Genomic DNA, 25,162 nt, shown 5'->3' with positions numbered 1-25,162 from the left:
CCGGGGATAGTATTTACGCTTTCGTAACTATTATCACCGACTCGTATGGTTATGTTTTTGTTCTTTTTTTCAGGCGTTATGTAATTGACCGACCAAGTTATATTGTCTGTTGTACTCCATGATGCTTGCTTCAACTCGCCTGTATCATTGCCATCACTTGCTTAAATCTCTACATCTGAAAATTCAAATTGATTAACCTCTTCAGTGAAGGTAAACAAAAGTGGAATTTCAACGCCACCAGCCAAAGGCATTGATGCTGCCGTTGATATTGTTAGCTCTGGAATACTTGCTGCTTCAACTTTTGTATTTAGTGACTTCTCGGTCTGGTGTTCAACTAAATCGTCTGCCGTTACATTTATTAGATAATCGCCAGGAGATAAAAGATAACGTATCAAGTAAGGGTCACCGTCTTTGGTCGGTTCTTCAATTGATTGTGGGTTTACCGGGGCATCGGTACCGTTTTCCGCAGTAGAACCAACACTGCTTAGATTTTTATCGAAGACGTATGCTCTTACATCCAAATAATATAGCCCTTCCTCTGGAATCATCGAATCCTGAGTACTGGTGATACTTGAAATGACCGGTGCTTGGTAATCAACAATGGATGCGATGCCTTCAGCATCGTAAGTCTTGTTGAGCACATTAAAGTCAATAATAACTCGCCCGATAGAATCGGTTACGGTTACTTTTTGCATATACTCAGCTTGAGCATCGATATCAAAAGTCATCGTATCTGAAGCTGTTGAAGAGGCTATTTTCCCAGAAAACTTAATCGTGTTACCTGAAACTGGAACCAAATCTATAGCATAGGAAGCAGCCTTTACATCCTCTCCCTCTTCAGAGGTAATGGTGAACGCTTGGCTATCATTAGTAAAAGCAAGCTTACCCCCTTGTAAACTCGTTATTCCATCAAAAGCCAAATCAATAGTTGGTATCCTAATGTCAATATCAATCGTCTTATTTTGAGTCCAACCTACATTGTCAGTTGCTTCGACATTGACTCGTATCGAATTCAACTCTTCTAACTCAGTTTTTGGAAGATCAAAATAAAGGTGTGAATTGTCGCCAATGTCATCTTTATCAAATACATATTTAGGATTAACTATTGTGTACTTAACCTTTGCTATACCGCTACCTTCATCCCACACAGAAAACTGAAATCTAACTAAGCTAGAATCATCCGGAGATTCATTGAGGGATACAGTGTCGTCAACATTTGGTAGGCTATTATCGACCATTACGCTGACTTCATCGCTTATAGACTCTCCCCATACATCAATAATTTGAATTTTAGGCTTGATAAATTGACCATCTAGTTTGTCATCTAATGGCGCGGTAAACGTCGAGCAAGAATAGTCATCCTCACACTTAGTGAAAGGGCCAAAGTTCTCTGGGTTATCATTCAAATTATATGACGCACCATCTAGAGTTGCGACGACATTTTCAAGATCAGAATTTTGTCCAACCTTCACCTTGAATTTCATTTCAAGGGTCTCACCTCGAATAATAGTATCTTCAGCAGGGCTGGTAATAGCGATTTCTAAATCGCCTTGGGCTGGAAGCAATAATTCTAACGCATGATCCGAACCTAAGTTTCCGGCGACATCAGACAAGTTCTTAATCGTGTATAAGTGCTGTAACGCCCCCGGAGAGAGGATATCGGCATACAACTCTCTATACGTACATGTCGTTATACCCAATTTAGAGCTACAACTATTTGGTTCAAAAGACACATTTAATCGATTTCTTACCAATAACGGTTCGTTACCATCACTAATATCCACACCAGAAAGATTGTCTTTGAAGCTCAATGTTAAGCTCAGAACTTTCTTACCTTCGGCGTTCAAACCAACGTCATTGCCAGTAAATTGATATGTGTCTTGTTCAACCGTAGGGGCATCGATATCCATCATATTAAAGCTGAATTTATTGACTGTTTCAGTATCATTCGTTCCTACTGTTTTCGTTATCAAAACCACAGGTGAAACAGACATATTCACATCAGTTGTAATGCTACACTTATAATTTTCTTGAGGATTAGTTATAACACCTGAATAAGCATTGTTCGAACCATCTTCCGGCACACCGTCTGAGGTGTAATTCTCTCTAACCCAACATTCTAATGTTTTTGCTTTTACCTCACCCGCAGGGCCAAATTCAACATTAAGGGTACTTCCCGATATATGACTTTGGAAGTCAGTCGGTTTTACGATTGACAGAGCAACACCTTGACGTTGCACATTGATACTTTCTGACCGTTCGGAAACAGGCCTTTCTTGTTCAGAGCTATAGCGAACGTTATTATATACTTTGAATTCCAACTGATAGGCACCATCTTCCGTTAGATCTGCCTCTGTCAACCTAGCTTCCCAAAGGCCACCTTTCTGAGAAAATGAGATATTGTTGGTTTGTTCCCCATATTTATAAGTACCTTCAACTAGCGGGATCCCGCTCTCATCTTCAGCATCAATACTTATAATTACAGGTTCAACACGAGTAATTTGTATCTGGCCACCAGAAGAAACTGGCGTGCCATCTTCATATGTGAAAGTAACCGAGTTAATAGTGGGCTTTGAGTTTTGAACTTTAACCACATAATCTATGCTTGTCGTATTCCCTCTAATGTCGGAACCACCTAATCTGATAGTGCGAATCGCACTATCACCATCGTTTTCACCTCTTAAAGGAATCTTCATATCTTCACCAACTAAGGTGCTTGCATCAGAGGGGTTTTCTTTGAAAGTCCAATACTCTAATGTTTCATTGTTAACACCGTCTGATGATGGTGTTCCCCTATCATTTAAATCTTGGGCTGAAAGATTGAATACATAATCACCAAGATAGAAACTTTCCGGATCAAACGCATTTAACTTTAGTGATGGGCCTTCACGATCTAGCAGAACAGTTCTAATTTCTGTTTCAGATTCAAACCCATATTCGTCTAGGGCTTTGAGGTACAGGTTAGCCTTTCTGTCTTCGCCAATCACTATAGTGTCACTTTGCGTTTCTGTAATTTCGATATCAAAGGGCTGCGTTGGATCTTTGGGGTCAATTGAACGTATTGCAGCGTTTTGACCTTGTTGCCAAAGTTCAACCTTAGATACATCAGAGTCGTCAGATACTGATGTAAGCTTTACAGTAAATGCGGTACCAAGAACATAGCTTTCACCTGAATTAGTGTCTAAAACCCAAGGGTCAGCTAATTCAATTACTGGTCCCTTGTTGTCGACCAAGAATTCAAATTCACCACTGTGTGTTCCCGATGGAAAAGAACTGTCTGTTGCTGTTACGTAGAAGAAGTTTTTCTCATTATATTTAAATGCCTCCGCAACTAGTCTCACCTCTACGTTAGGCTGCATGCCTAATAGATACGGCTCAGTACTCTCTTCAGGTTCTGTTTCGTAATGTTGCAAAGTGAAACGCCTGCCAGACTCTGACTTCATATCGACTTCAACCAAACTCCCTGGACTCAAGCTCCAAGTAATATCAGGTACCCAGCTAGTATTACCACCTAAGTGGTTAATAATTTTAGATCCGTTTACTACCGGACCTTTTGAATCAAGTAATACACTAAATTGAGGGGCATTGGTCGTCTGGCGGTTAACTATATTAGACAGATTGTCTTCAGCATTAACATACACCACCCAATTACCATCTTCTGGACTAATAATATTACCTTGACTGCTACATTTGTCTCCAGAGCATAGTTTTACCTTAAAATGATCCTCTGTATTACTTGAAAAATGTGAGTTAGCGTCATAATCATTAGTAACACCGGTTGCCGAGTTGTAGAAAGTGAGCCCTCGCTCGTCCAATTTGTCTCCTACAATATCGTCAATGTTGAAAGTGAGTTCTTGAACATAATTGGTGTTCAAATAGACATTTTCGTCAATCGGATCACCATTACCATCGCTCGGGGGAATATAAGTCGCTAAAGGATAATCATTATCCACATACAAAGTTTCCGTATGTGGTTCCTCTCCATTGTAACCATAGCTATTTCCATGCTCATCCATTGCACTGGTCACAAGTGCAAACTCGACAATCCCTTTGAGATTTGAAGACTCGGTATTAAGGGTAAATAAATACTCTTTTTTATAATTATCACCACCTGACTCTCGAATATTCAGATCAATTGGGATTTCCGTATTCGGTTCAGTTTTCTTATACCACACTGTAACAAATAATGGCTGACTGCCTTCTTCCACGACAATGCCTGACGGATCTTCCAAAATAATCCGTGAATCTAAAACACCAGCAACGTACCGTTTATTTCCAACCCATGTTTCTCGGCCATTTTCGATACTTAGCGAAGGTTGAGGCGGTGATTTATCAATACTTTCGCCATCACCGTCTATAATCTGTTCGCCATCGAGGCTTGGGTTCGCCATTGATATCTGATCGGCGTATCGCTGAGCTAGGTTAGCTGCTACACCATACTTTTCAGTCATAATGTTATAGTATGATTGCGCTAAGTCATTACGGTAAGACTTTGAGCTAAATTCATATGAATCTAGAACTATTTTTTCACCCCCACTACCAATACCGTTAGCTTGGCCATCGTACTGCAAGTCATCATAGATAGCGGAAGCAAAATCAACAGAGTTACTTAGTAGCATATTGTTTATTTGGGTAATGTCATAAATCGCTTCTACTAAAAACCGATGAATATAATTATTAGGCAGTTTTTCCGGAATAGCACCTTTCAATATTTCATTCGTTGCATACGAAACGATCGTTGGGTCGAAACCAAAGAATGAATCGCTTCCACCAGCGAGAGCATATTGTACGTCGTCTAAAATTCGTGCGGCATTCTCTGGAGTCTTGTTTCCAGCTTCAACTTGATTCCATTGAGAGTCAAACAGTCCGGTTTGGTATGTTGCTAGCTCGGTAATATAAAAAGTCTTAGAACCATTAAGTTTAAAGTAGGCACCTATATTCGCGCTATTTAGGTTCACTTGTTCTGATTGTGTACCTGGATCACTCTCCCACTTGTAGTAATACGGTTGCGTATTACCATCAATACCGATTAACCGCACTCGCATAAAGTCGTAGTTAACTACATCAGTTGTTGTTTCACATCCAGCAACATCGAGTGCTTTATTTGTTCCATCACTTTCTAAGTGCTGAATCGTGGTACATCTTCCTAGCGAGGTAAACTCTCCCTTCGAGTTTAATCCCTCCAATTGCACACTAGCCCCGATAAATGGAGTAACGATCGTCATTGTCGGCAAGTCGAAGCTACTACGAAAATAAACTTCTTGCTCAGCACTTTCATTTTCAGACTCGTCAATAGTTTGAATCACTAGTTTTTGACTGCTGTTCTCGGACGTCGAAGCGAAGTTGTCACCAAGTATTTCTTTTACAAAAGGAACATAATAGATAACCTCATTTACGTGTCCTTCAGTATCAGAGATAGTTTCGTGGGGTATGTTAGCGGCAGAGGCTACGGTATCGGTTACCTTCTGAAGCACGTAGTTATTATCATTGTTTGCGCTTACTAAATACTTAACAACTAGCTTAAGTTTGTCGGCACTAGATCCTAACCCCATATCCCCGTTGCCATCTGAGACTCTGACACGAACATATGGAATTTTGTTATCTTTGAGGTCGTTGACATTAAAGTCACTAAAATCGACATCGGGAATTGAGTTTAAAATCCCCTTGCTCGCGTAAATGTAATCAATCTTCAAATAATCACGAGTGGATTGAACCGTTTCTGATGTGTAGGTGTCTTGCGTATAAACATCTTCTTTAGTTACGCGTTCCCCATCAACACTAACGTTGACATAATTCATTGGAGCATTCTCTGGGTAGCTAATCACTTGCGCCGGCGCTTGATCATCACGAACGACTTCGTGAACTTCCTTACCAATATTCCCGTTGCTATCGGTGGCTTTAATTTCAAATGTTGTTATCGATACGAATTCATCGGTTGAATATCCCTTACTGAATTCACAGGCACTGCCTGACTCTAAAGTTATATGACCACAAGAAACGCTATCATCTAAACCGCCTTTAAATGAAACCGTTACCGAATCAATCTCTTGCGAGTCTTCTTTTACAGTGCCTTTAAGCACATACTCTTTTGCACTGTTGTTTATAGAACTAGCCGAGGTTACTTCAATTACCGGCGCATTGTTGTCCCATTCAAAGTTTACATAATGGCCAACATCTCGCCCTTGAACTAATTCGTTACCTAAGACGTCAGTCGTATAAAAAACCAAACGTGCCGCAGTTACATTTGAGAGTCCCGTATCCGAATCAACTTCTACCGCGTCAATGGCTTTTGTGTCTACACTTACTTTAATACTTGTTTCTCTAAGACCAGATTCAAAGCCGTCGAATTCCAAGAAACAAAACTCACTACCCGCAGTTTGTTCATCGTCACACTGACTCTCGAGAGACCAGACACCATCCAGTTGGTATTCAAGGTACGCTGAGACACCTTGAACACCAATTTCATCATTGAGCTTAATATCCACTTTATCGAGGCTTACCAATACATCACTGTCTGTTCTAGACACTGTAGGCGCTTCGGTATCAATTTCGGTTTCGTCGCGAGGTGGGATCACACCGGCAGTACCGCTATTGGTGCCTTGGTCGTTAATCTTACGGCTAAACTCAACATAGTCGTCTGCGTCTGTTCCTGAAATATTTAAGTTAGGATCATTGACGACAATTAGAACATGCTGTGCCAAATCGTGAGTGTAAATATCACTAGAGACTTTTTGTTGACCGAAGGTTAAAGGGGTTACCCCTCCCGACACAGTACTTATTTCCAGCCCATCAAGAAGACCATCGGCAATGACATCTCGATATTGGATATCAGCCAAATGCATCGATGTGTAAATATTACTCTGAGTATCACCGTATTTTTGAATTAGGTCGTACGAATAAGAAGAATAAGCGGTTAACAATGCACCATATTGGTGACCGGATGTAGCAAAACTACTTTGACCACCTTTAGTAATGTCTATCGGAGTAGTTTCATTGACATCGAAACCATACATATCGTTAATGCTATTTAGTGATTCCGATATAGCAGTAGAGTCTGACACTCCCCTGCCTACTTTGTATTGAGTTAAGCCTGAAACAATGTTCGTCAAAGGGGTCAGCACTAAGTTTTGATCACGCCCTTCTTTGTAATTGAGCATGGCTTCTAAACGCAGTGTTTTGCCGTTACTGACAGACACTGTATTTTTCGTTAAGGGATCGGTATAACTGCCTTCTTTAGCTACGATGAAAAGTGGCATCGATGAAGATTCAAATTCAACCTTGTAGTCACCAAAAGCATCGGAAGTCGTACTTGCTAACTTCCTACCTAGGTTTCCATCCTTGTATTCAAACACCTCAATTTTCGCACCGCTCACAGGAGCGTCAAAAACGTTACCTGAGATGCTTCCGGTATTCCTTGCTGGCGGGGTGTTATCACCTCCACCTTCCCCACCGCCACATGCGCTTAAGATAAGCGACGTAACAATAAGACCTAATGTTGATTTCAGCGTATTTTTAGTGAACATAGTATTCTGGCAGAGTATATTTTGCCGCGATTATATTATCGTCTAAAATTTTCTCAACATGACATAATAACTACTTGCAAAGTACAATTTAGCTAAATCAAAAGGTGAAAGGTTTGTTTTTTATCACTCTAGAAACACACCCTATGCCTTTAGCCAGTCATTAAGAAGGAATGAACTAAAATAACATGCAAAAAAAACAAATAAATATTATGATCTAATTCTTATTTTTGTCCATTAACCGAATTTTATTGATGATTTATGTATTTGAAAATAAATAGCCATTTAAGTCGCCGTACCCTTTCCTTTGGCCTTTTGATGGTTTTTTTGATCGTTTCAACAGCCATATCGCTAAGCTACAATCATTCAAATACTGATAAAAAACAGGCACCTAAAATAGCCAAGCCCAAAAGCATTCATATTCCAACCCCAGCTCCGACATCTGAAATGGTTTCAGGGGTTGTTAAATACTCTTTTATCAGTTCCATATTGTCTTCAGGTCTAACAAACGATGAATTAAAATCTTTGTTGAATTTATTAGGTGATAATTTTGACATTATAAAATCGGTTAATAATGGTGATAAATTTTCAATAAGGACACAATATGACGGTTCTAATACAGAATATGTTAGTGCTTTTTACTATTTAGGTAGTGACGTAGAGTTTTTTGCCATGAGAGGGGCTGATGATAATATTTACAATGAGAATGGATATAAGTTAAATAATGACTATGTATTCCCTCTTCCTCAGCATTTTCGCGTAAGTTCACCGTTCGATTTAAGCAGAAAACACCCAATAACGAACCGCATTGCCCCCCACTTTGGAACAGATTACGCAACACCAATAGGTACAAAGGTTCATTCATTGTCAGATGGCATCGTTTTGAAGTCCCGGTATAACCGTTTTGCTGGTAACTATCTAACCATAAAACACGCTGATGGAAACTACGCTCGCTACCTACACCTTTCAGAAAAACACGTTTCGGCCGGAGAGTTCATCACTAAAGGTCAAATCATTGGACTCACTGGAAATTCAGGTCGAACTACTGGTCCTCACTTACATATAGAACTATCGGTTGCGGGAGTGCCTGTGGATTTCGAACAATATATCAATACAGACAGAAGTTATAACAACCAATTCATTTATATCGCTCAAGCAGAACGTAAACAGTTGATGAAAAATCTCGTTCAATCAAATCAACCACAGACATAACCCCATAGGATTATGTCTCCAGTCGGATCTTCGAGATAAAACACTCAATGCAATAGTATTTTATCTTTCAACAATTGGCGACACACAAAAACTGACTTTTCGCCGAATCCATTTCAAATCATCAACTGTTAAATCAAATGCCTGCTAGATGGATTACAGCATTTGAAATCTCTACGTATGCGCCCCTTACAATCGCTCACTGCAATAATATTGCCTGTAAGGACTTTCACTCTGATTAATCTAGGGCAACATAGCGCTTTACACGCCCTAACGAACCCTTACAATGTGCAGCAAATATATTTATCAAGGTTTATCTCTATGTCTATTCAATGGTTTCCGGGTCAACTGAATTAAAATTCCAAGAACAACCAATAAATACCAAAATCAACACAAAATCAATCATTTAAATAGAGAAACCATCCCAGGACATTCCAGTAAATCCCACTCCAATTCAACATTTTGGTACCCCACCCGGTACCCCACCAGACTAGTTTGCTATACAATGGTCTCTATTTTCTCATCTATGTGATTATGATTATGGCTAAACGGATTACAGATACATCAATAAAAGCGCTCGTTATCAAAGACAAGGAATATACCTACACTGTTGAAGAGGGCTTACAGCTCCGTATTCGACCTAAACGCTCTAGTGCAGGAACTGGAACGAAAGCCTGGCAGTTTAAATATCGTCACCCTGTAACGCGAAAAGTAACCAAAATTTCGATGGGAACCTATCCTTCTTTACGACTGGCAGCCGCCAAATTAGAAGCAGCAGAGTATCGGAAACAAATTGCGGAAGGTTTAGACCCTAAGCGCCTTAAAGAAGATAAGAGAATTGAAGAGCTGCGTAAGCACAACGATAACTTTCTTGCTGTTGCAACGATGTGGTTTGAAAGAAAACGTAAATCTGTTAGCCCCTTTCATGCAGAACGAACCTGGAGAACATTGGAGAAATACGTATTCGACCATTTAGGCGCACTTCCCATAAGTGAGATCAGTCGACGTTATGCTATTGAAACACTGAGACCATTGGAAACCGACGGTAAACTATCAACTATTAAAAGAATTTGCCAAAGTCTAAATCAAATAATGGAATACGCTGTCGCAAGCGACGTCATAGCAGCTAATCCCCTAACAAAAATGATCCATTCGTTTGAGAAACACCAAGTTGAAAACATGCCCACTATACGCCCAGAGCTTTTAGGCGAATTTCTGTCTCGCTTGTCACAGAACGAAAACATCCAAGATAAAACCAAACTACTTCTACTGTGGCAGTTACATACCATCGCTCGCCCAAAAGAGGCGGCCAGAGCGCGCTGGAAGGATATTGATCTTAAAAATAATTGCTGGACTATACCTGCTGAAGAAATGAAGCGTAGGCGTGAACACAAAGTACCTCTAACCGAACAAGCAATAGATATTCTTAAATACATTAGAATTCAAAGTGAAAATAAGGAGTTCATCTTCCCGGGAGAACGAGACCCAAACAGTCATATAAGTATCTATACGGCCAATGCAGCTTTGAAGCGTAGTTTAGGGTTCAAAGATGAACTTGTAGCACATGGATTGAGGTCCATAGCTTCTACCGCGTTACATGAACAAGGGTACGATACGCTTCATATTGAGGCTTGCCTATCACACATGGACAAAAATACGACAAGAGCAAGTTATAACAGATCTGACTTTTTCGAAAAAAGGAAAGTGCTCATGCGCTGGTGGAGTGAGTATATAACGCAAGCGCATAGCAGCGATAGAATAACGTAAATGAGGTGGTTGAAATTTAATAACTCTAGTTAACTTTCGGGAGCACTCTCTATTTTAAAGAGGCCAAAACATAGAGAATAGCTGGAGTGACCCAACAACGTCTGCAGGTAAATTAAGCAACTATATAAGCGAGCTTAGGATGGTTCTGCCATATGGCAACTACTAATCTATGCCCGCAAACACATTTAATGTACGTAAAGAAAATGGGAAACAACTTCCTCTGAAAAACCAAAACTGTTTGAACGCTAGTCCAAAGGACAATAACTTAAGCAAACGAAACTAACGTGGGAAAATAATTCCGCACACCATTTTATTATGCCTTAAGGCTTGAGCGCAATGTTCAATATGCGTCCACACGTCAAATAGCATAGCATTAACAGGACAGAAACTCATGGTAGTACTTCTTGTTTCTTTGGCGAGAAGAGCATACCATTTTCAGCAGTTGGCTGCCTCTTCTACACCTTTTCATGAATGTCGCACTTATTATCTAAATCGGGTATAGAAGCTAGAAGACCAAGTGGATACCAAGAACACCGAACACAAATTATGGTAAAAAGAGACTTTGATTACTACCTATAAGTTACTGCACCGACAACTGCCATATTAAATAAATAATGGGTTGTCTCCAGTAAACAAAGAAAAACCGGCCTAAATTAGAACCTAAGTCTATTGAACACCCCACCAAAAATAAGTTCAATCAGTTAAGTGGAATGAGTCGTAGTCAATTCCACTTCTACTTGATAACCTCGTCAATGCAGAAAATTATATTATTATAACGTCATCTGATTCGCTTTAGACTTAAGTACTTTAATGCGATGGATAATTAACGTTCTCTTTTGTTTGTTTTTTATTTGTATATGACATAATTCAAGCGCAAGACCAAACACCATAGCAAAGTATACATAACCTTTATTAATATGAATTGCTAACCCTTCGGCCATCAACAATCCGCCTAAGAGAACCAAAAACAATAAAGCCAGTGTCTTAAACCCGGGATAACGCACAACCAAATTGTTTATTTTTTCCGCGGTCAAAATCATAAAAACAGCGGAAGTCAAAATAGCAGCTACCATAACAGGTATTTCAGACGTTAAACCAACAGCGGTTATAACTGAATCCATTGAAAAAACGGCATCTACCGCTACGATCTGAAGGAGTACTACAGCCAGTCCAGCCTTGGCACGAGTTGAGTAAGACGATGGTGTATGCTTCAACCATGACCAAAGTTCTTTACCACTTTTAACCAACAAGAATCCACCGCCCATAATCATAATTATATCTCGTCCGGTGAACGTTAAATCGGCTAAACTCAACAAAGGGTGAGTAAGAGACATCACCCAAGAAATAGAAAAGACCAAACCTATTCTGGTTAAAACGGCTAAACCGATCCCCAAATTACGTGCGGTTTTACGCTGCTCTACGGGAAGTCGCTCACACAGAACAGAAATGAAGACAACATTATCGACACCCAAAACGATTTCAAGAATCAGTAAGGTTGTAAATACTACCCAGATTTCGGGTTGTAGAAAGAGTTCTAACATTGTCTTGCCCTCTCAATAAAAGAAGACGATTGAATACAACGGCACCTAAAGGAGTCGTCCATAGAAATAAATTACCTCTTTGTTAACGGTTAAAAATTAATTTCTAATATCTTTTCGTTACGAATAATAGAAACAACCAGTAATAACTCAGCTAAATAATAGCTTATTCACGCACCTCGATTAAGACAATAAAAATCACAACACTTAGTCCAATGAAGACCCAATAGATCGACCTAATGATTTAAATCAACAACTTTGCCACAGAGCTACATAGGGGTCATAGAACCAATACGGCTCTCTTAATCTTAATCGCAGCGTGACAAGCTGTCGTGTAGTAAGTGCCATCACCAGACACCTCAAGGATGCTTCGGTGTGTTTGTTTAAGTAAGTTCGGGAGTGCTTCTCCATCTGTAACCGTCGATAAACTTAGCTTAGCTGCAATAATTTCATGAGTGTTTGTCTAGACTACAATATGAAGCTTTCGCTAAACTCTACGCTTGCCATCCATCCCGTGTTTTTGACTTTCCATTCGTCTTCGCCATAAACCTTAAGGCCAGTTGCATCAATGGTTAGGTGTTGGTATCGCTCCTCTCGTTTTAGTCTTAAATGAGACCTCAACTTGCTTTGTTCGATAAATCCTTGCAGAGATCTCAGTGGCATAGAAAACACTCGTTTCACTAAAAGCGTTGTCGTGATGGCCAAATCACTGTACCGACGTGATCTCCAGCGCTTATTCGGTTTACTTCGCGCCCACCTGATTATCACCTCTTCATCACTCCAAAAAGTCAGAATCGAATGAAGCTATTTATATTGTTGTTATTTGTGTAAGAAAGATAACTGATTTTCATCCTAAACCGACATGAGTAAATTAAATAATTCACAGACACCAATTAAGTCCGTATAATTATAAATACAAAGTCAACATGGGAATTAATGGTATAATGAAAAGCCATATTATTGAAATTCGCCACTTTATTACAGTAGCTCAACTAGGTAGTTTTACGCTTGCGGCCCAAGCTCTCGGTATGACAGGCTCAGCCTTAAGTAAAAGCGTTCTTCGACTAGAGAAGCAACTGGGTACAAAACTACTGCATAGAACGACTCGACGCATCGCATTAACCAATGATGGAGATTCTTATTTTGCAGATTGCCTTAAGGCAATGACGATTTTAGAGGAAGCTGAAAAGCGATTAAACAACCAACAATTACTGCCTTCTGGACGTGTTCGTCTCGACTTACCAGCTGTTCTCGGTAGAAGAGCAATTTTGCCCAAGTTGCTAGAATTAACGTCCAAGTTCGAGCAATTAGATTTATCAATCACCTTTAATGACCGTCCTACTGATTTAGTCAGCGACGGGATTGATCTTGCGATTCGAGTTGGCCACTTAGAAAACTCAGGCGATATTGTTGCGCGTAAAATTGGGGAGCAAAAAAGGGTGATATGCGCTTCACCCTCTTATTTAGCTACTCGAGAGCGTATTACCAAAAAAGAGGATCTCGCCCAACACGATTGCATCGTCGGTTGGCCTATAGGACAAAGGCATAGTTGGTTATTAAAGAATAAAAAAGGTATGAATGAATCGTTTCATATTGATGCCCGCCATGAAATAGCCGATTGCGAAGGTATCTTACAGTCAGCTTTATCTGGCACGGGTTTAGCGCAATTACCTGTCTGGCTAGTTCAAGAGCATATTGAGAAAGGACATTTATCCCCGGTATTGGAAAATATCTCAGGTGAAAGTTCACCAATAAGTGTAATTTGGCTTAAGACACCTTATATTTTACCAAAAATTAGAGTCATCATAGATGAACTCGTGGCTTTAGCGAGCTCTCACCCAAATATTTTCAATGCTTCATTAGACGAATAAACCACTCATTTTTAGTAAGAATAGTTGTACAACGTTATATATTTCTCTATCAAGCCCACTTACTGGTAACCCAAATAAAGTGGGCTCCCAATAGTATCCATAACTATTATCTCTTAAAATCTTATTAGCTGTCGTTTGATAGAGAAGCTGCGATCATTTTTTAATATTAAACAGGATTTTTCAATACAGTAATTTAGAGCCCCACATTCAGGCCTCAATTTTTACGTGTGACAATTTAATAAATGGTTTTCTGTGCTGATAAGAGCTTGGTGGTATAGTCATGCTCTTGATAAATAAAGTTCACTTCATTCGAGCATTGCTATTTATTAATATAACGATAGCTATACTTTTATGCCTCCCTCTATCTTGACATAGAAGTCTGAACTCGCGCCCAATCTATTTTCTCTTCTCCAATTGGAACTGGGAAAGATCAAAGCCGTCAATTAAGCTTAAGAAGTAACAGTATTAAATGGTATTTCCTTTATTCTTGAACATCAATCACCGACATTATGGCAGGAGCCTTATTAATATCAACACTTGGACCTGCATTGGCAGTTACAATCATAGTCTCGCCTAAATATTATTTAGCTAAAGAGATTAGTGGAATGAGTAATAATAATCCCATATACTTGAGTAAGTAAGGCTTTAGCTTTATTTTCATATTTTTATCGTGATTAATTTATATTTTCAATCATTAATTATTCAGATTTTCGTGTAGTTCTCTAATCTCAGAAAACAAAGAGACTGTAGTTTCCATACTATCTTGGTTAGTCACTACTGATATTATATCGTTACAAAAATTGTATTTTGACATGATCACGCCGCCCCGATGTGTCGAAAGGTCGTTTTCGATCTTACTATTTGTATCAATTAGCCCCCAATCAGCATTTCGATGACGTTGAAAAATTACCCACAAGTTTGCCCCTATATTTCTATCTAACAAACCATTTATACCATTTGATATAATAACAGTCCCTAAATCAAAATTGGTGGCATTACAAAAATATTGTCCACTTCCCAAAATTAACCCCATAAAATAAAATGTCAAATTATCCGTTATCTCTAGCGCTTTTTAACCATAATTCAACCTCTTTATACAAACTATCAATTGAGTCACAAATAACTGATGACTCGGATGTAACCCCCCAAAACTCGTTACTAAACACACTAATTACTGTAATAAAATACTCAGCAGTAAATATAATATCAAATTTATCCAAAGGTGAATTTAACCCATCCTTATCTCTATTAAGAGTTAATATTTCCTTATCAAAATTTACCCCTAATGCGTATCTATGAAAAATGTCTTTCACACGATCATCACTAATAATTAATGCTAATCTTTTAGCCACACTAGAGTTAAGACCGAGCAAAGTATCATGTTTTTTGGTGCTCTTAACTAAGTTTATACGTTGCTCTTCTACACTTGAACCTCCGTATATTTCAATTTGCCATTTTTTAATCTTCGATATCTCGTCAAATACTGAACTTAGAATAATAGAACTAGATACATACTTCTTCGAAAGAAAAAGTACGTAAGCTGACTCTATCAGTTCACCAACGTAAAAGATTGCCAAATTATACTCTTTACGACTTAAATGCTTCATAACACTAGCCATTATTTCCTAATAATAAACGTTCCAAAAAGATCCCACTAATTAAAAATTTCATATAAAAAAGTCAAACATTTCTTAATGAAAGATTAAAATTATTTATTTCATTAATAGGCATTGGCTTCCCAAAGACAAAACCTTGGAAATTAACCACACCCAAATCTAATAAAAATTTTAGGACTTTTTCATCTTCGATCCCTTCAGCAACTGTTTCAATATTTAACTCTTTATGCGTAAACTCGACAAGCCACTTTAAAACTTTTCTTTTTTTTTCACATTTTAAAATATCATTGGTTAAAAATCTATCCAACTTAATTACATTAATATTCTCAATATTAATTATTCTTTCTAAGGATGTATAATCTCTTCCAAAATCATCAAGAGCTAACCTTATAAAGGGAAATTCTGAGGTCAGGAAATTCATAACTTTATTTACTTTAGAAAAATCGTTTACTCTTGAGCTCTCTAATAATTCAAGATCCAAACTAGCACAATTAAAACCATCAAAAATTTTGTTTTCTGAAATTTTAAAAAATTCAAAAAAGGAAGGGTGTACATTTACACTGATGTTTTTATTTGAGAAACAACTCTCTTTTTTTAGGCTATCTCTTAACAACCTAATAATGAATATATCAAACTCATAGTTATCTTTACACTTTTCAAGTATATCAAGGGGAACATTATAAACCCCATTTTTTTTACAGCGTAACAAAGCCTCATAGCCGTATATGGAGAAAGTACCGTCCTTCTTAGCAGCTACCTTAGGTTGATAAAAAAAGACCAAGTCATTCATTATGATGAATGCACCTCTAAAAAAATTATCATAGTTGTACTTACAATAACCTATTAACTTCTTTGATAGAACTTAAAGAAATACAATTCTCTTAGTCCTAACAAGACCTAATTAGAGTTCAAAACTTGATACATAAAAAATGAACGTTTGAAATATTAACTTGCAAAGCCATAAACAACCATTTTGACAACATCGAAAACACTCCACCAAGTAATAAGGTTCCTATTCTAACCAGAGAAGTGGCACAAAGCGTTAACAGCAAGGCTGGTTTATAGATAACGGTAAGTCGCTGATCTAGTCAAGCTGAAGAGAAATAGCAGCTACATTATCAAAGTTTTTCTGTGGCTTGCTGAACAAGATTATCGTCCATTGTGAGCCTAGCAATCGAGACTGCACTAAAAGCAATCCAAACATGATAACCAACGATAGTGAGATAAATTATGAATCGTAAAGTAATTAATTAGGTAAGCTTAGAAAATAAAGTTTCGATCAAAAGAATGCCACTCTCCTTTGATCGGGCCATGCCTCCCACATCTGCACTTATGGTGGTTATTTCCTCTAAAAGTAAGAACCACCGGCATAGACGGTGGTTTTAAAAGCCAACAAAAAACTGATGCTATCGTTATACGTTTGTTTAAAATAATCTTTAGAAATCATACTTTGTACAAATAATAATCGACTTCTCATAGAGCAACAATAATTCTTTAGATACCTTCAATTAACTCTTTAACTGCATGTGCTACGTCATCTTTCCGCATTAAGCTCTCCCCCACTAGAAAACTATTAAAACCTGATTTTCTTAGTCTCAGGCAATCGTCATTAGTAAAAATACCACTTTCACTAACTAACAATTTATTTTTGGGCGTCATTTTTGACAAATGCTCACTAACGTTGAGGTTCACCTCAAAAGTTCTGAGGTTACGGTTGTTTATCCCTAACAGAGGAGACTCTAACAATAATGCTCGCTCCATTTCTTCTTGATTGTGAACTTCAATTAGTACGTCCATCCCAAGTTCAATAGCCAAACCTTCGAAATCTTTAACTTGCGAGTCACTCAAAACGGACATTATTAACAATATACAATCGCTTCCCCAAGCTCTAGATTCATATATCTGATAATAATCAAATATAAAATCTTTTCGCAACACAGGTAACTTGCAGGCTTGGCGCGCATGAGCCAAATAATCTAAAGAGCCTTGAAAACTTGGCGTGTCCGTCAGAACTGATAAGCAAGCAGCACCACCTACTTCGTAACCATCTGCTAATGTTGCCGGATTAAAATCTGACCGAATCAACCCTTTAGACGGACTGGCTTTTTTTATTTCTGCAATTAGACCAAACTTTCCTTGTTGTTCTTTGTTCATTAATGCTTTGACGAACCCACGCGTTGGTGGCTGGTCAAGAGCTATTTCCCTAACCTCTTTTTCTGGACGCGTTAATTTCGCGACCTTAATTTCTTCAAGCTTATAATTTTCTATCTTTTTAAGTATATCCATAATAACGTTTCCTTAATATAATCCATAGTAGCTTCCATATAAAAACCATTTTAACATAAAATCAAATCATCATTAGTTGTCATATGTACCGTAAGATGCTAATAAATATCAATTTAATAAAATAAAAAATAATCAACCAATCCTATTCTACCAATTGTGAATAAAGTTTAGAGTTATATTTACAAAATTTCTAATTATTCTTAATTCTATTCAGTAAGTTGGAGGGGGGGCATAAACAGTGGACCGAACCCTACCATATCAGTTAAATCAGACTCTATTGCTATTCTGGCCTGTTCGGAATGATATCGACCAGTAGAAATTATTATTCCTTTATATAAATCTCGAATAGCTATTTTAAACTCTATAGGGATTGCTGGGTCATCACCCGAATCAAATTCATCTATATGAATATAGACAACTCGCGATTTATTGAGAGATTTAACTGCTGATATATAAGTTTTTGCTGTATTTTTATCGACAGCTCCGTTTAGAGGTGCAAATGGAGCCAAGCGACCCCCTACACGGTCTTTTCCTATAGCACTAATAAGAGTATCAACAACCACATTCAAAAAAGCAGGCGATTCTCTGTAAAACCTTCATACTCATAAACGAAGGTATTGCCCTCTGATTCTATGAATTGATGAGCGAAATAGCCATTTTCTACATGTAGTTCGACACCATCAAAGCCAGACGTCATAGCAGTCAAAGCAACTTGTCGATACTTTTCAGCGATGTCGAAAATACTGTTTGTAGTTTCTTTTGGTATTGCTGCCCCGACAAACTCCTGATTACGATTTTTAGTATCAACAAAAACCTTAACACTATCTTTTTTGACTACGGAAGAAGTAATAGATTGTCCACCATCGATATTTTCGGGGTGACCACCGTACCATAATTGAGCGAAAATCACGCCACCACTTTTGTGAACTGAATCAGTGATTTTTTTCCATTCCATAATCTGTTCTTGAGTATCGAGAGCAGAAGGCAACGAATACTCTTGTTCTTTCGGATAAAACAGATTTCCCACAGCGATTCTCAATCCCGCAGATGAACGTCGAGAATAATATGTTGCCATCATATCGTTAACGAAGTTTCCGGATTTAGTGGCTTCAGAAAATGCTACAGGTGGCATAACGATACGATTTTTTAAAACAATTGAACCTAAATTAATAGGATGCAATAACACATCAACCATATCAATCCTTTCTTTTAATATCAAAAATTTAAATGCCTATTATTAAATTGACATAAAAAATAATTTTAAATGTACCATTTATATTCCAAGATAATTATAAATTATTTCATAATTATAGTATAAACACAAAGTCCCACCGAGACTCAATCAAAGTATTGAAAACCAGATAAAACCGGGTTAGCTTAACATGGACTTTTATAACTTACATAAACATATAAATATAAATATAGATAAATTGATAAAATCAATATTTCCCGACATCAAAAATATAGTTTAACTGAAATTTTTCTAAACAAGAAAAATAGCAGGGGAAAAGATTTAACATCATTATTTTTATAAATTGATAATCTTAATATTAACTGAAAGTAAATACCTGATTTTATAGTTTATTTGTTAAAATTTTTAGTAGTGGTTCTCACCAAGTCCACAACTGAGCATGTATTTCCACCTACTGTATTCTCAACCATTTTTAAATGATTTCAACATAATGGAGTATCTTCATGAAAACTAACAAGCAGATGTCTTTAACCGGCCGTGTAATATCAGGGATGGTTATAGGCGTCTTGACAGGATTTATAATTCGCACATTTTTTTCCTATAACGAGTTTATTGATTCCTATATTGTAAATGGACTATTCGAAGTCGGGGGGCAAATCTTCGTTGCTAGTTTAAAAATGTTAGTTGTACCACTAGTATTTGTTTCACTCGTTTGTGGTACTAGTTCCTTAAAAGACATATCTACATTAGGAAGAATGGGAGGGAAAACCTTAGTTTTCTATGTAGCAACAACTGCTATCGCGATTACACTCGCACTTACAATGGGCGTATTGTTTGAACCGGGATCCGGTGCCGATCTCACAGCTGCTAGTTCATTTAAATCGGTAGAAGCGCCGTCTTTAGGCCAAGTGATCATCGACATGTTTCCAACTAACCCAATAAGCGCCATGGCTGAGGGTAATACACTGCAAGTTATCGTATTTGCAGTCCTGTTTGGCATAGCCATTAGCATTTCAGGCCAACCTGGCAAACAAATTGCTGAATTATTTTCCAACTTAAATGAAGTAATAATGAAGTTGGTTGCTTTACTGATGAATCTAGCGCCATATGGTGTATTTTTCTTGATGGCAAAACTGTTCAGTGGCTTGGGTATTGGCGCAATACTCAATCTTGCTGAATACTTTTTAGTTCTAGCCGGAACCTTAATTTTACATGGTCTTGTAACGTATGGCTTAATGTTAAAAGGCTTTACAGGTTTGAATCCTGTTTTGTTTCTGCGAAAAATGGAAGATGCGATCATGTTTGCTTTTTCGACAGCATCATCTAATGCCACTATTCCGGTAACAATGGAAACTGCAAAACACCGCATGGGCGTAGCAAACCGAGTATCTTCCTTTACAATACCTTTAGGTGCAACTGTAAATATGGACGGTACTGCAATAATGCAGGGCGTTGCTACTGCATTTATAGCTCAAGCGTTTAATATTGATTTAACAATGGGCGATTATCTAATGGTAATCATGACTGCTACACTAGCATCTATTGGTACAGCCGGCGTTCCTGGTGTTGGGTTGGTCATGTTAGCAATGGTATTAAATCAAGTAGGTTTACCTTTAGAAGGAATAGCGCTAATTATGGGCGTTGACCGCCTTCTGGATATGATTCGTACAGCGGTAAATATTACAGGCGACAGCGCAGTAACAATTATTGTCGCAAAATCTGAAGGAGCATTAGACGAAGCTCGTTTCAATGATCCAACGGCAGGTTTAACTGAACACCCAATACGAAATAACTCCTAAATCATTCCTCGTTCTATTTCCAAAAAAAAAGCCTGGTAATAATATCAGGCTTCTAAAAACTAAGTTTAAATTCAATCTATATAAACGAGTGCATCCTATAAAATAAAACATAACTTCAAACCAATGAAAAATTACATGTTTCATACATAATATAAAAGCCTCTAATATATAGAAGGTCGAGTTTGATATGAATAATAAAAAAAATAAAGCTTCGTGATCATAAAAGAGAAATTAGTATTTTCAGGACCAGAATAATTGTTGTATATTCTGGAATAATCTTTCTCACTTTAATCTTAATTGGGAATTTATACAGGCTCCAAGTGATAAATTTTGAACGTTATAAAGCATTAGCTGATGGTAACAGAATAAAATTACTTCCTATTGCTCCTACACGTGGATTAATATATGATCGAAACGGTTCTTTACTTGCCGAAAATAAGATCACATATACTTTGACATTGATTCCAGAGCAAACAGTTGATGTAGAATTGATGCTACAAAGGCTTAGCAAATTCATAGTCCTAGATACAAAAAAAATCAATAACTTCAAACACCGCTTAAACAACAAACGTTCCTTTGAATCGGTGACGCTCTTAGAAAACATGAATGAAACAGAGGTCGCGAAGTTTTCGGTTCGTAAATATCAATTTCCCGGTTTATCTATCGAAGCCAGAAAAAAACGCTTTTATCCTCATGGTGAAGTCCTTACTCATGTGTTAGGTTATGTGGGAAGGATTAACAATAACGAATTGATAAAACTGGATAAAAAAGGTGTAGTGGCTAACTATCAAGCAACTAAAGTGATTGGGAAACTTGGTGTCGAACTATATTATGAACATTTACTTCACGGTAAAAAAGGGTACAGAGAAGTAGAAGTCACGAGCCAAGGCCGCATCGTTAGAACAATTAAATACATACCGGCATTACCAGGTAAAGATATCGTTCTAAACATCGACTTGGAACTACAAAATTACTTATTTCATCAACTAGCTCCGCATACAGGTAGTGCCATCCTACTAGACTCAAAAGACAACAGCGTATTAGCGATGGCATCAGCTCCTAGCTATGACCCAAATCTTTTTGTCGATGGGATATCTAATAAAAACTACCAAAAATTATTAGATGACCCTGCCCGTCCATTGATTAACCGAGCTACATTAGGCGTTTACCCTCCAGCTTCAACAATAAAACCTTTTATGGCCATCGCTGGTTTGCAAGAACGTGTAATTTCTAACAACACGATTCGCGATAATCATGGTAAATGGAAAATCCCGGGATCTGCACCAAACTCGAAAGTGTGGCGAGACTGGAACAGGTGGGGGCACGGTCCAGTAAACGTTACCGAAGCTATAGAAGAATCAGTCAATTCATTCTTTTACCAAACAGCATTTGATTTAGGTATAGACCGAATATCTTCTTGGATGAAACGGTTTGGTTTTGGTGAACCGACAGGAATCGACCTTTATGAAGAAAGTACCGCTAACCTCCCGACTCGAGAATGGAAACTGGATCGTTATCGTATCCCATGGTATCAAGGAGACACTATTCCAGTAGGAATTGGTCAAGGTTACTGGACCTCCACTCCTCTTCAGCTTGCGAAAGCTACATCCATCTTGGTTAATCGTGGCCAGGTTACAGCTCCACATTTACTTAAAGCAACGTTAAACCATGGAGAAAGTTTTAGTACACAAAAGATAATTGTACAGGCACCGATAAGAGTCATGAAGGAAGTGTCAAATAAAGTTTGGGATATTCCACTTAACGCAATGCGTCTGGTAAACCATGGTAGCCGTGGTAGCGCTAGAAATGCTTTCAAGCATGTAGAATATATAAGTGGTGGTAAATCCGGAACTGCACAAGTCTTCAATCTTGCGAAAGGCCAGGTTTATAACTCTAAAAAACTTGCGAGGAGCTTACATGACCAAGCGCTATATACTGCATTTGCACCGTACGAGTACCCACAGTATATCGCAACGGTCGTAATTGAAAATGGTAATGGCGGCTCTAAAGTAGGTGCGCCTTACATAAGAAAGTTATTAGATTTCGCTTTCGACAATCAGAAGAATGACGTTCAATAGATAGTGATAGTGATAAGTTGTTAATCGTCTATAGCTGTAGAAATAACGAAAAGCTATTTACTATCTTTCAATATGTATCGATGTTACTTTCTCTTAGTACGAACGTTCCTCCACCGATAAGCAGGGTGGAACAACAAATATTTGAGCTTTTTGTACCGACAAGTGTAAATACCCCCTTAGCAGAAATCTGATTTTAGTAGTTAGGGGGCTACATGAATTAGGGCATTAGTTTTTATGACAAAAATAATAGCCCGTATTCAAGTCCTAAGTGCGACACTTCGCCATTTAAGCAGCCATGCAAATTTCTTTGAATATAACCGCAAGTTGCTTAAAACCCAAACACTTCTCCGGCCTATAGTTAATCCTCGCTATAGCAAACAAGATAACATCATCGCCAACTTCTCTTATGTTTTTCCCTTTCGGAACATACTGACAAAGGAGTCCATTTGTATTTTCATTGGATCCACGCTCCAATGAACCGCATAGATGAGCAAAGTTAAATTCAGCGTCTAATGCTGTTGCTATCTCTTTGTGGTTCGCAAACTCACTACCGTTATCGGCGGTCAGGCAAAAACCTATTCTTGTTATCATGCACATTATTATTCTTAAACACTCAACCGCGATAATGTAAATTCTGAAAATTAAAAATCTATCGAGTGAAACGTTATTGCCCATGTCAATCAAACAACTCTAGAAAAAACTCGACATACTTCGATTATTATAAACGATACAAATATACTTACACCTACTGCGGCAGAAGAAACATCTTTGATTCGACCTATTTTAATATTTTGATTTAATTCAACAAAGTCACATAGTGCTTCTATGGCGGTATTAAACATTTCTGATACTGGACTAATACGGTCGCAATGAATACCAAACTAAAATCTAACCATTGACTGAAATAGAAAAACCCTATCATCAATATGATAAAAAGTGCTAATTTGTAAGCGACGGAAAAATCCATAAGGACAGCAAGACACCTCTAAGTTCTCTCCTAATTTTTCGAATCGGTTTAAACCTAGAGCCCCCTTATCTAATCTCATATATTCCCTTAAATAAGTTAAATAGATAATAAACCAGCCACTAATTCAAATATTATTGTTTGATATCAATTAGTTCACCTATTTCGAATTTTTATTATGAAACCAATCATCAAACAGCTTCGGTTAGTCGTTGAGTAACCAGGTACTATACCCAATCAACTTGAAGATGCTGGCTTGAACACCTGAAAATTATCATTTATTCGAGACGTCAAAGAGCTTGCGATCTCTGGAAGAGTCACGGTGCAAAATTCTCGATTGCTTCTCTGAATTCCCGTTTAGTTTTTAAATAAACGTTGTTCCTTGAATATTCGTTCATCACCTTCCAAAGCCGCTCGATTGGATTTAGATTTGGACTATAAGGTGGAAGGTAGTGAAGCTTAATATTCAAGACAAAAGCAGCATTTCTGACTAAATCACTACGATGGTACCCCGCACCATCTAAGATAATGTGGAGCTTGTGTTCCAATGGATAACGTTCTCTAATTTGGCAGAAAAATCGAACGATGCTTTCACTGTTTATGGTCTCGTAATCATTAATAATAGTGCCGCCAATGTCGTTAAGATTCAAAGCACCAATGAGGTTGAGACGACTTCGACTTCCCGTTGTTTCAACGGCTTTATCATGCCCTGTTCGTATCCAACCATGTGATATTTTGTTTGCTTGAGTAGGATGGACGGCATCAATGAATAAAATCGATTCATCTTTACTACAGCTTGCTTTGAGCGCTTCATAAGCCTCAATAAAAGCTTTCTGTTTGGTTTCATCGAATTTATGAGGTACGCCTTTGGGCATCTTGTAGCTGAAACCATTTTGGTGAAGCCACTTGTTCATCCCTGCAACACTATATTGCACTCGATAAACTGTGAAAACATGAGCAACAATCTCACGCGTATGATGATAGATGTGCACGGTTAGGTGTGTGATTAAACTTTGGGTTTGCTGCTGAGATAGGTAGTTTTTTGAGCCACCGTTTTCAGGCTTGAGCTTGTTCGATAGCGAGTAATCTTTGAGATGCTGTCTAACCGTTGTTTCATGGATAAGTAGTGCATCGGCAATTTCTTCAGGACTCCACCCGTTACTGGCATGAATAACAGCTTTGATACGGTCGCGAACTCGATCATCACGAGTTGTATCATGTTGGTTAATCAGCGTAAGCTTTTGTTCATTGGATAGAGTTATTTTCATGTCACCTAGCATGATCCTCATTTTGGCTAAAATCAAGCATCTTCAATGATCACG

Annotated in this window: 12 protein-coding genes and 4 pseudogenes; 5 read left to right on the top strand and 11 right to left on the bottom strand. The window is 38.0% G+C overall.

What is annotated here, in order from left to right; all coding sequences use genetic code 11:
• Positions 1–161: 161 nt before the first annotated feature.
• Positions 162–7,523, bottom strand: coding sequence for a hypothetical protein (locus AB6D93_RS15290; protein WP_102333571.1), 7,362 nt, complete (start codon positions 7,521–7,523; stop codon positions 162–164).
• A gap of 258 nt (positions 7,524–7,781) precedes the next feature.
• Here AB6D93_RS15290 and AB6D93_RS15285 point away from each other — a divergent pair, with 258 nt between their 5' ends.
• Entirely contained in the window at positions 7,782–8,732 is a 951-nt protein-coding gene (locus AB6D93_RS15285) for a peptidoglycan DD-metalloendopeptidase family protein (RefSeq protein ID WP_102333903.1), read from the top strand.
• Between the two features lie 537 nt (positions 8,733–9,269).
• The gene (locus tag AB6D93_RS15280) at positions 9,270–10,496 is read left to right on the top strand and encodes a tyrosine-type recombinase/integrase (RefSeq protein WP_086714117.1); all 1,227 of its coding nucleotides are present in this window, start codon (positions 9,270–9,272) and stop codon (positions 10,494–10,496) included.
• A gap of 770 nt (positions 10,497–11,266) precedes the next feature.
• Here the strand turns inward: AB6D93_RS15280 and AB6D93_RS15275 are convergent.
• Positions 11,267–12,037 carry a TerC family protein gene (locus AB6D93_RS15275; RefSeq protein WP_086714118.1) on the bottom strand — a complete coding sequence of 257 codons (771 nt, stop codon included), beginning with the start codon at positions 12,035–12,037 and terminating at the stop codon, positions 11,267–11,269.
• Between the two features lie 280 nt (positions 12,038–12,317).
• Positions 12,318–12,826 (bottom strand): annotated as a pseudogene (locus tag AB6D93_RS15270) (transposase); the annotation flags it as partial.
• A gap of 152 nt (positions 12,827–12,978) precedes the next feature.
• Between AB6D93_RS15270 and AB6D93_RS15265 the strand changes: the two are divergent.
• On the top strand, positions 12,979–13,905 hold the full coding sequence (locus AB6D93_RS15265; protein WP_228761174.1) for a LysR family transcriptional regulator: 927 nt from the start codon (positions 12,979–12,981) through the stop codon (positions 13,903–13,905).
• A 694-nt stretch (positions 13,906–14,599) separates the two neighbouring features.
• Here AB6D93_RS15265 and AB6D93_RS15260 read toward each other — a convergent pair.
• The 5 genes and pseudogenes from AB6D93_RS15260 to AB6D93_RS15240 form a co-directional block, all read right to left on the bottom strand.
• A complete protein-coding gene (locus AB6D93_RS15260) occupies positions 14,600–14,926 on the bottom strand; it encodes a hypothetical protein (protein ID WP_229647823.1) in 327 nt (108 codons plus the stop codon).
• Between the two features lie 28 nt (positions 14,927–14,954).
• Positions 14,955–15,524, bottom strand: a complete 570-nt coding sequence (locus AB6D93_RS15255) for an AbiV family abortive infection protein (RefSeq protein ID WP_229647824.1) — start codon at positions 15,522–15,524, stop codon at positions 14,955–14,957.
• Between the two features lie 61 nt (positions 15,525–15,585).
• Complete coding sequence (locus tag AB6D93_RS15250) at positions 15,586–16,311, bottom strand: EAL domain-containing protein (RefSeq protein ID WP_086714120.1); 726 nt, start codon at positions 16,309–16,311, stop codon at positions 15,586–15,588.
• Positions 16,312–17,015: 704 nt separating this feature from the next.
• Positions 17,016–17,807: an indole-3-glycerol phosphate synthase TrpC gene (trpC, locus tag AB6D93_RS15245; RefSeq protein ID WP_086714121.1), complete on the bottom strand. Its 792-nt coding sequence runs from the start codon at positions 17,805–17,807 to the stop codon at positions 17,016–17,018.
• Between the two features lie 206 nt (positions 17,808–18,013).
• Positions 18,014–18,939: pseudogene (locus AB6D93_RS15240) on the bottom strand (alkene reductase).
• Between the two features lie 563 nt (positions 18,940–19,502).
• Between AB6D93_RS15240 and AB6D93_RS15235 the strand changes: the two are divergent.
• Together AB6D93_RS15235 and mrdA are read left to right on the top strand one after the other, a co-directional pair.
• Positions 19,503–20,798 (top strand): dicarboxylate/amino acid:cation symporter, encoded by a 1,296-nt coding sequence (locus AB6D93_RS15235; RefSeq protein ID WP_086714200.1) that lies wholly within the window; start codon positions 19,503–19,505, stop codon positions 20,796–20,798.
• Between the two features lie 191 nt (positions 20,799–20,989).
• Positions 20,990–22,876: a penicillin-binding protein 2 gene (mrdA, locus tag AB6D93_RS15230; protein WP_102333503.1), complete on the top strand. Its 1,887-nt coding sequence runs from the start codon at positions 20,990–20,992 to the stop codon at positions 22,874–22,876.
• A 285-nt stretch (positions 22,877–23,161) separates the two neighbouring features.
• Here the strand turns inward: mrdA and AB6D93_RS15225 are convergent.
• The 3 genes and pseudogenes from AB6D93_RS15225 to AB6D93_RS15215 all read right to left on the bottom strand — a co-directional run.
• Positions 23,162–23,443: pseudogene (locus AB6D93_RS15225) on the bottom strand (IS30 family transposase); the annotation flags it as partial.
• Positions 23,444–23,556: 113 nt separating this feature from the next.
• A complete protein-coding gene (locus tag AB6D93_RS15220) occupies positions 23,557–23,718 on the bottom strand; it encodes a diacylglycerol kinase (protein WP_102333505.1) in 162 nt (53 codons plus the stop codon).
• Between the two features lie 359 nt (positions 23,719–24,077).
• Positions 24,078–25,108, bottom strand: a pseudogene (locus AB6D93_RS15215) (IS630 family transposase).
• Positions 25,109–25,162: the final 54 nt, after the last annotated feature.

The organism is Vibrio sp. 10N.247.310.23, assembly GCF_041467155.1.
Classification (GTDB): domain Bacteria; phylum Pseudomonadota; class Gammaproteobacteria; order Enterobacterales; family Vibrionaceae; genus Vibrio; species Vibrio crassostreae_C.
This window is presented reverse-complemented; position numbering and strand designations above follow the sequence as displayed.

Bases quoted from the DNA above. Each gene is read 5' to 3' on its own strand.
- AB6D93_RS15285 (WP_102333903.1), top strand. From the start codon at position 7,782: ATGTATTTGAAAATAAATAGCCATTTAAGTCGCCGTACCCTTTCCTTT.
- AB6D93_RS15280 (WP_086714117.1), top strand. From the start codon at position 9,270: ATGGCTAAACGGATTACAGATACATCAATAAAAGCGCTCGTTATCAAA.
- AB6D93_RS15220 (WP_102333505.1), bottom strand. From the start codon at position 23,718: ATGTTTAATACCGCCATAGAAGCACTATGTGACTTTGTTGAATTAAAT.
- AB6D93_RS15235 (WP_086714200.1), top strand. From the start codon at position 19,503: ATGAAAACTAACAAGCAGATGTCTTTAACCGGCCGTGTAATATCAGGG.
- AB6D93_RS15290 (WP_102333571.1), bottom strand. From the start codon at position 7,523: ATGTTCACTAAAAATACGCTGAAATCAACATTAGGTCTTATTGTTACG.
- AB6D93_RS15265 (WP_228761174.1), top strand. From the start codon at position 12,979: ATGAAAAGCCATATTATTGAAATTCGCCACTTTATTACAGTAGCTCAA.
- trpC (WP_086714121.1), bottom strand. From the start codon at position 17,807: ATGGATATACTTAAAAAGATAGAAAATTATAAGCTTGAAGAAATTAAG.
- AB6D93_RS15255 (WP_229647824.1), bottom strand. From the start codon at position 15,524: ATGGCTAGTGTTATGAAGCATTTAAGTCGTAAAGAGTATAATTTGGCA.
- AB6D93_RS15250 (WP_086714120.1), bottom strand. From the start codon at position 16,311: ATGAATGACTTGGTCTTTTTTTATCAACCTAAGGTAGCTGCTAAGAAG.
- AB6D93_RS15275 (WP_086714118.1), bottom strand. From the start codon at position 12,037: ATGTTAGAACTCTTTCTACAACCCGAAATCTGGGTAGTATTTACAACC.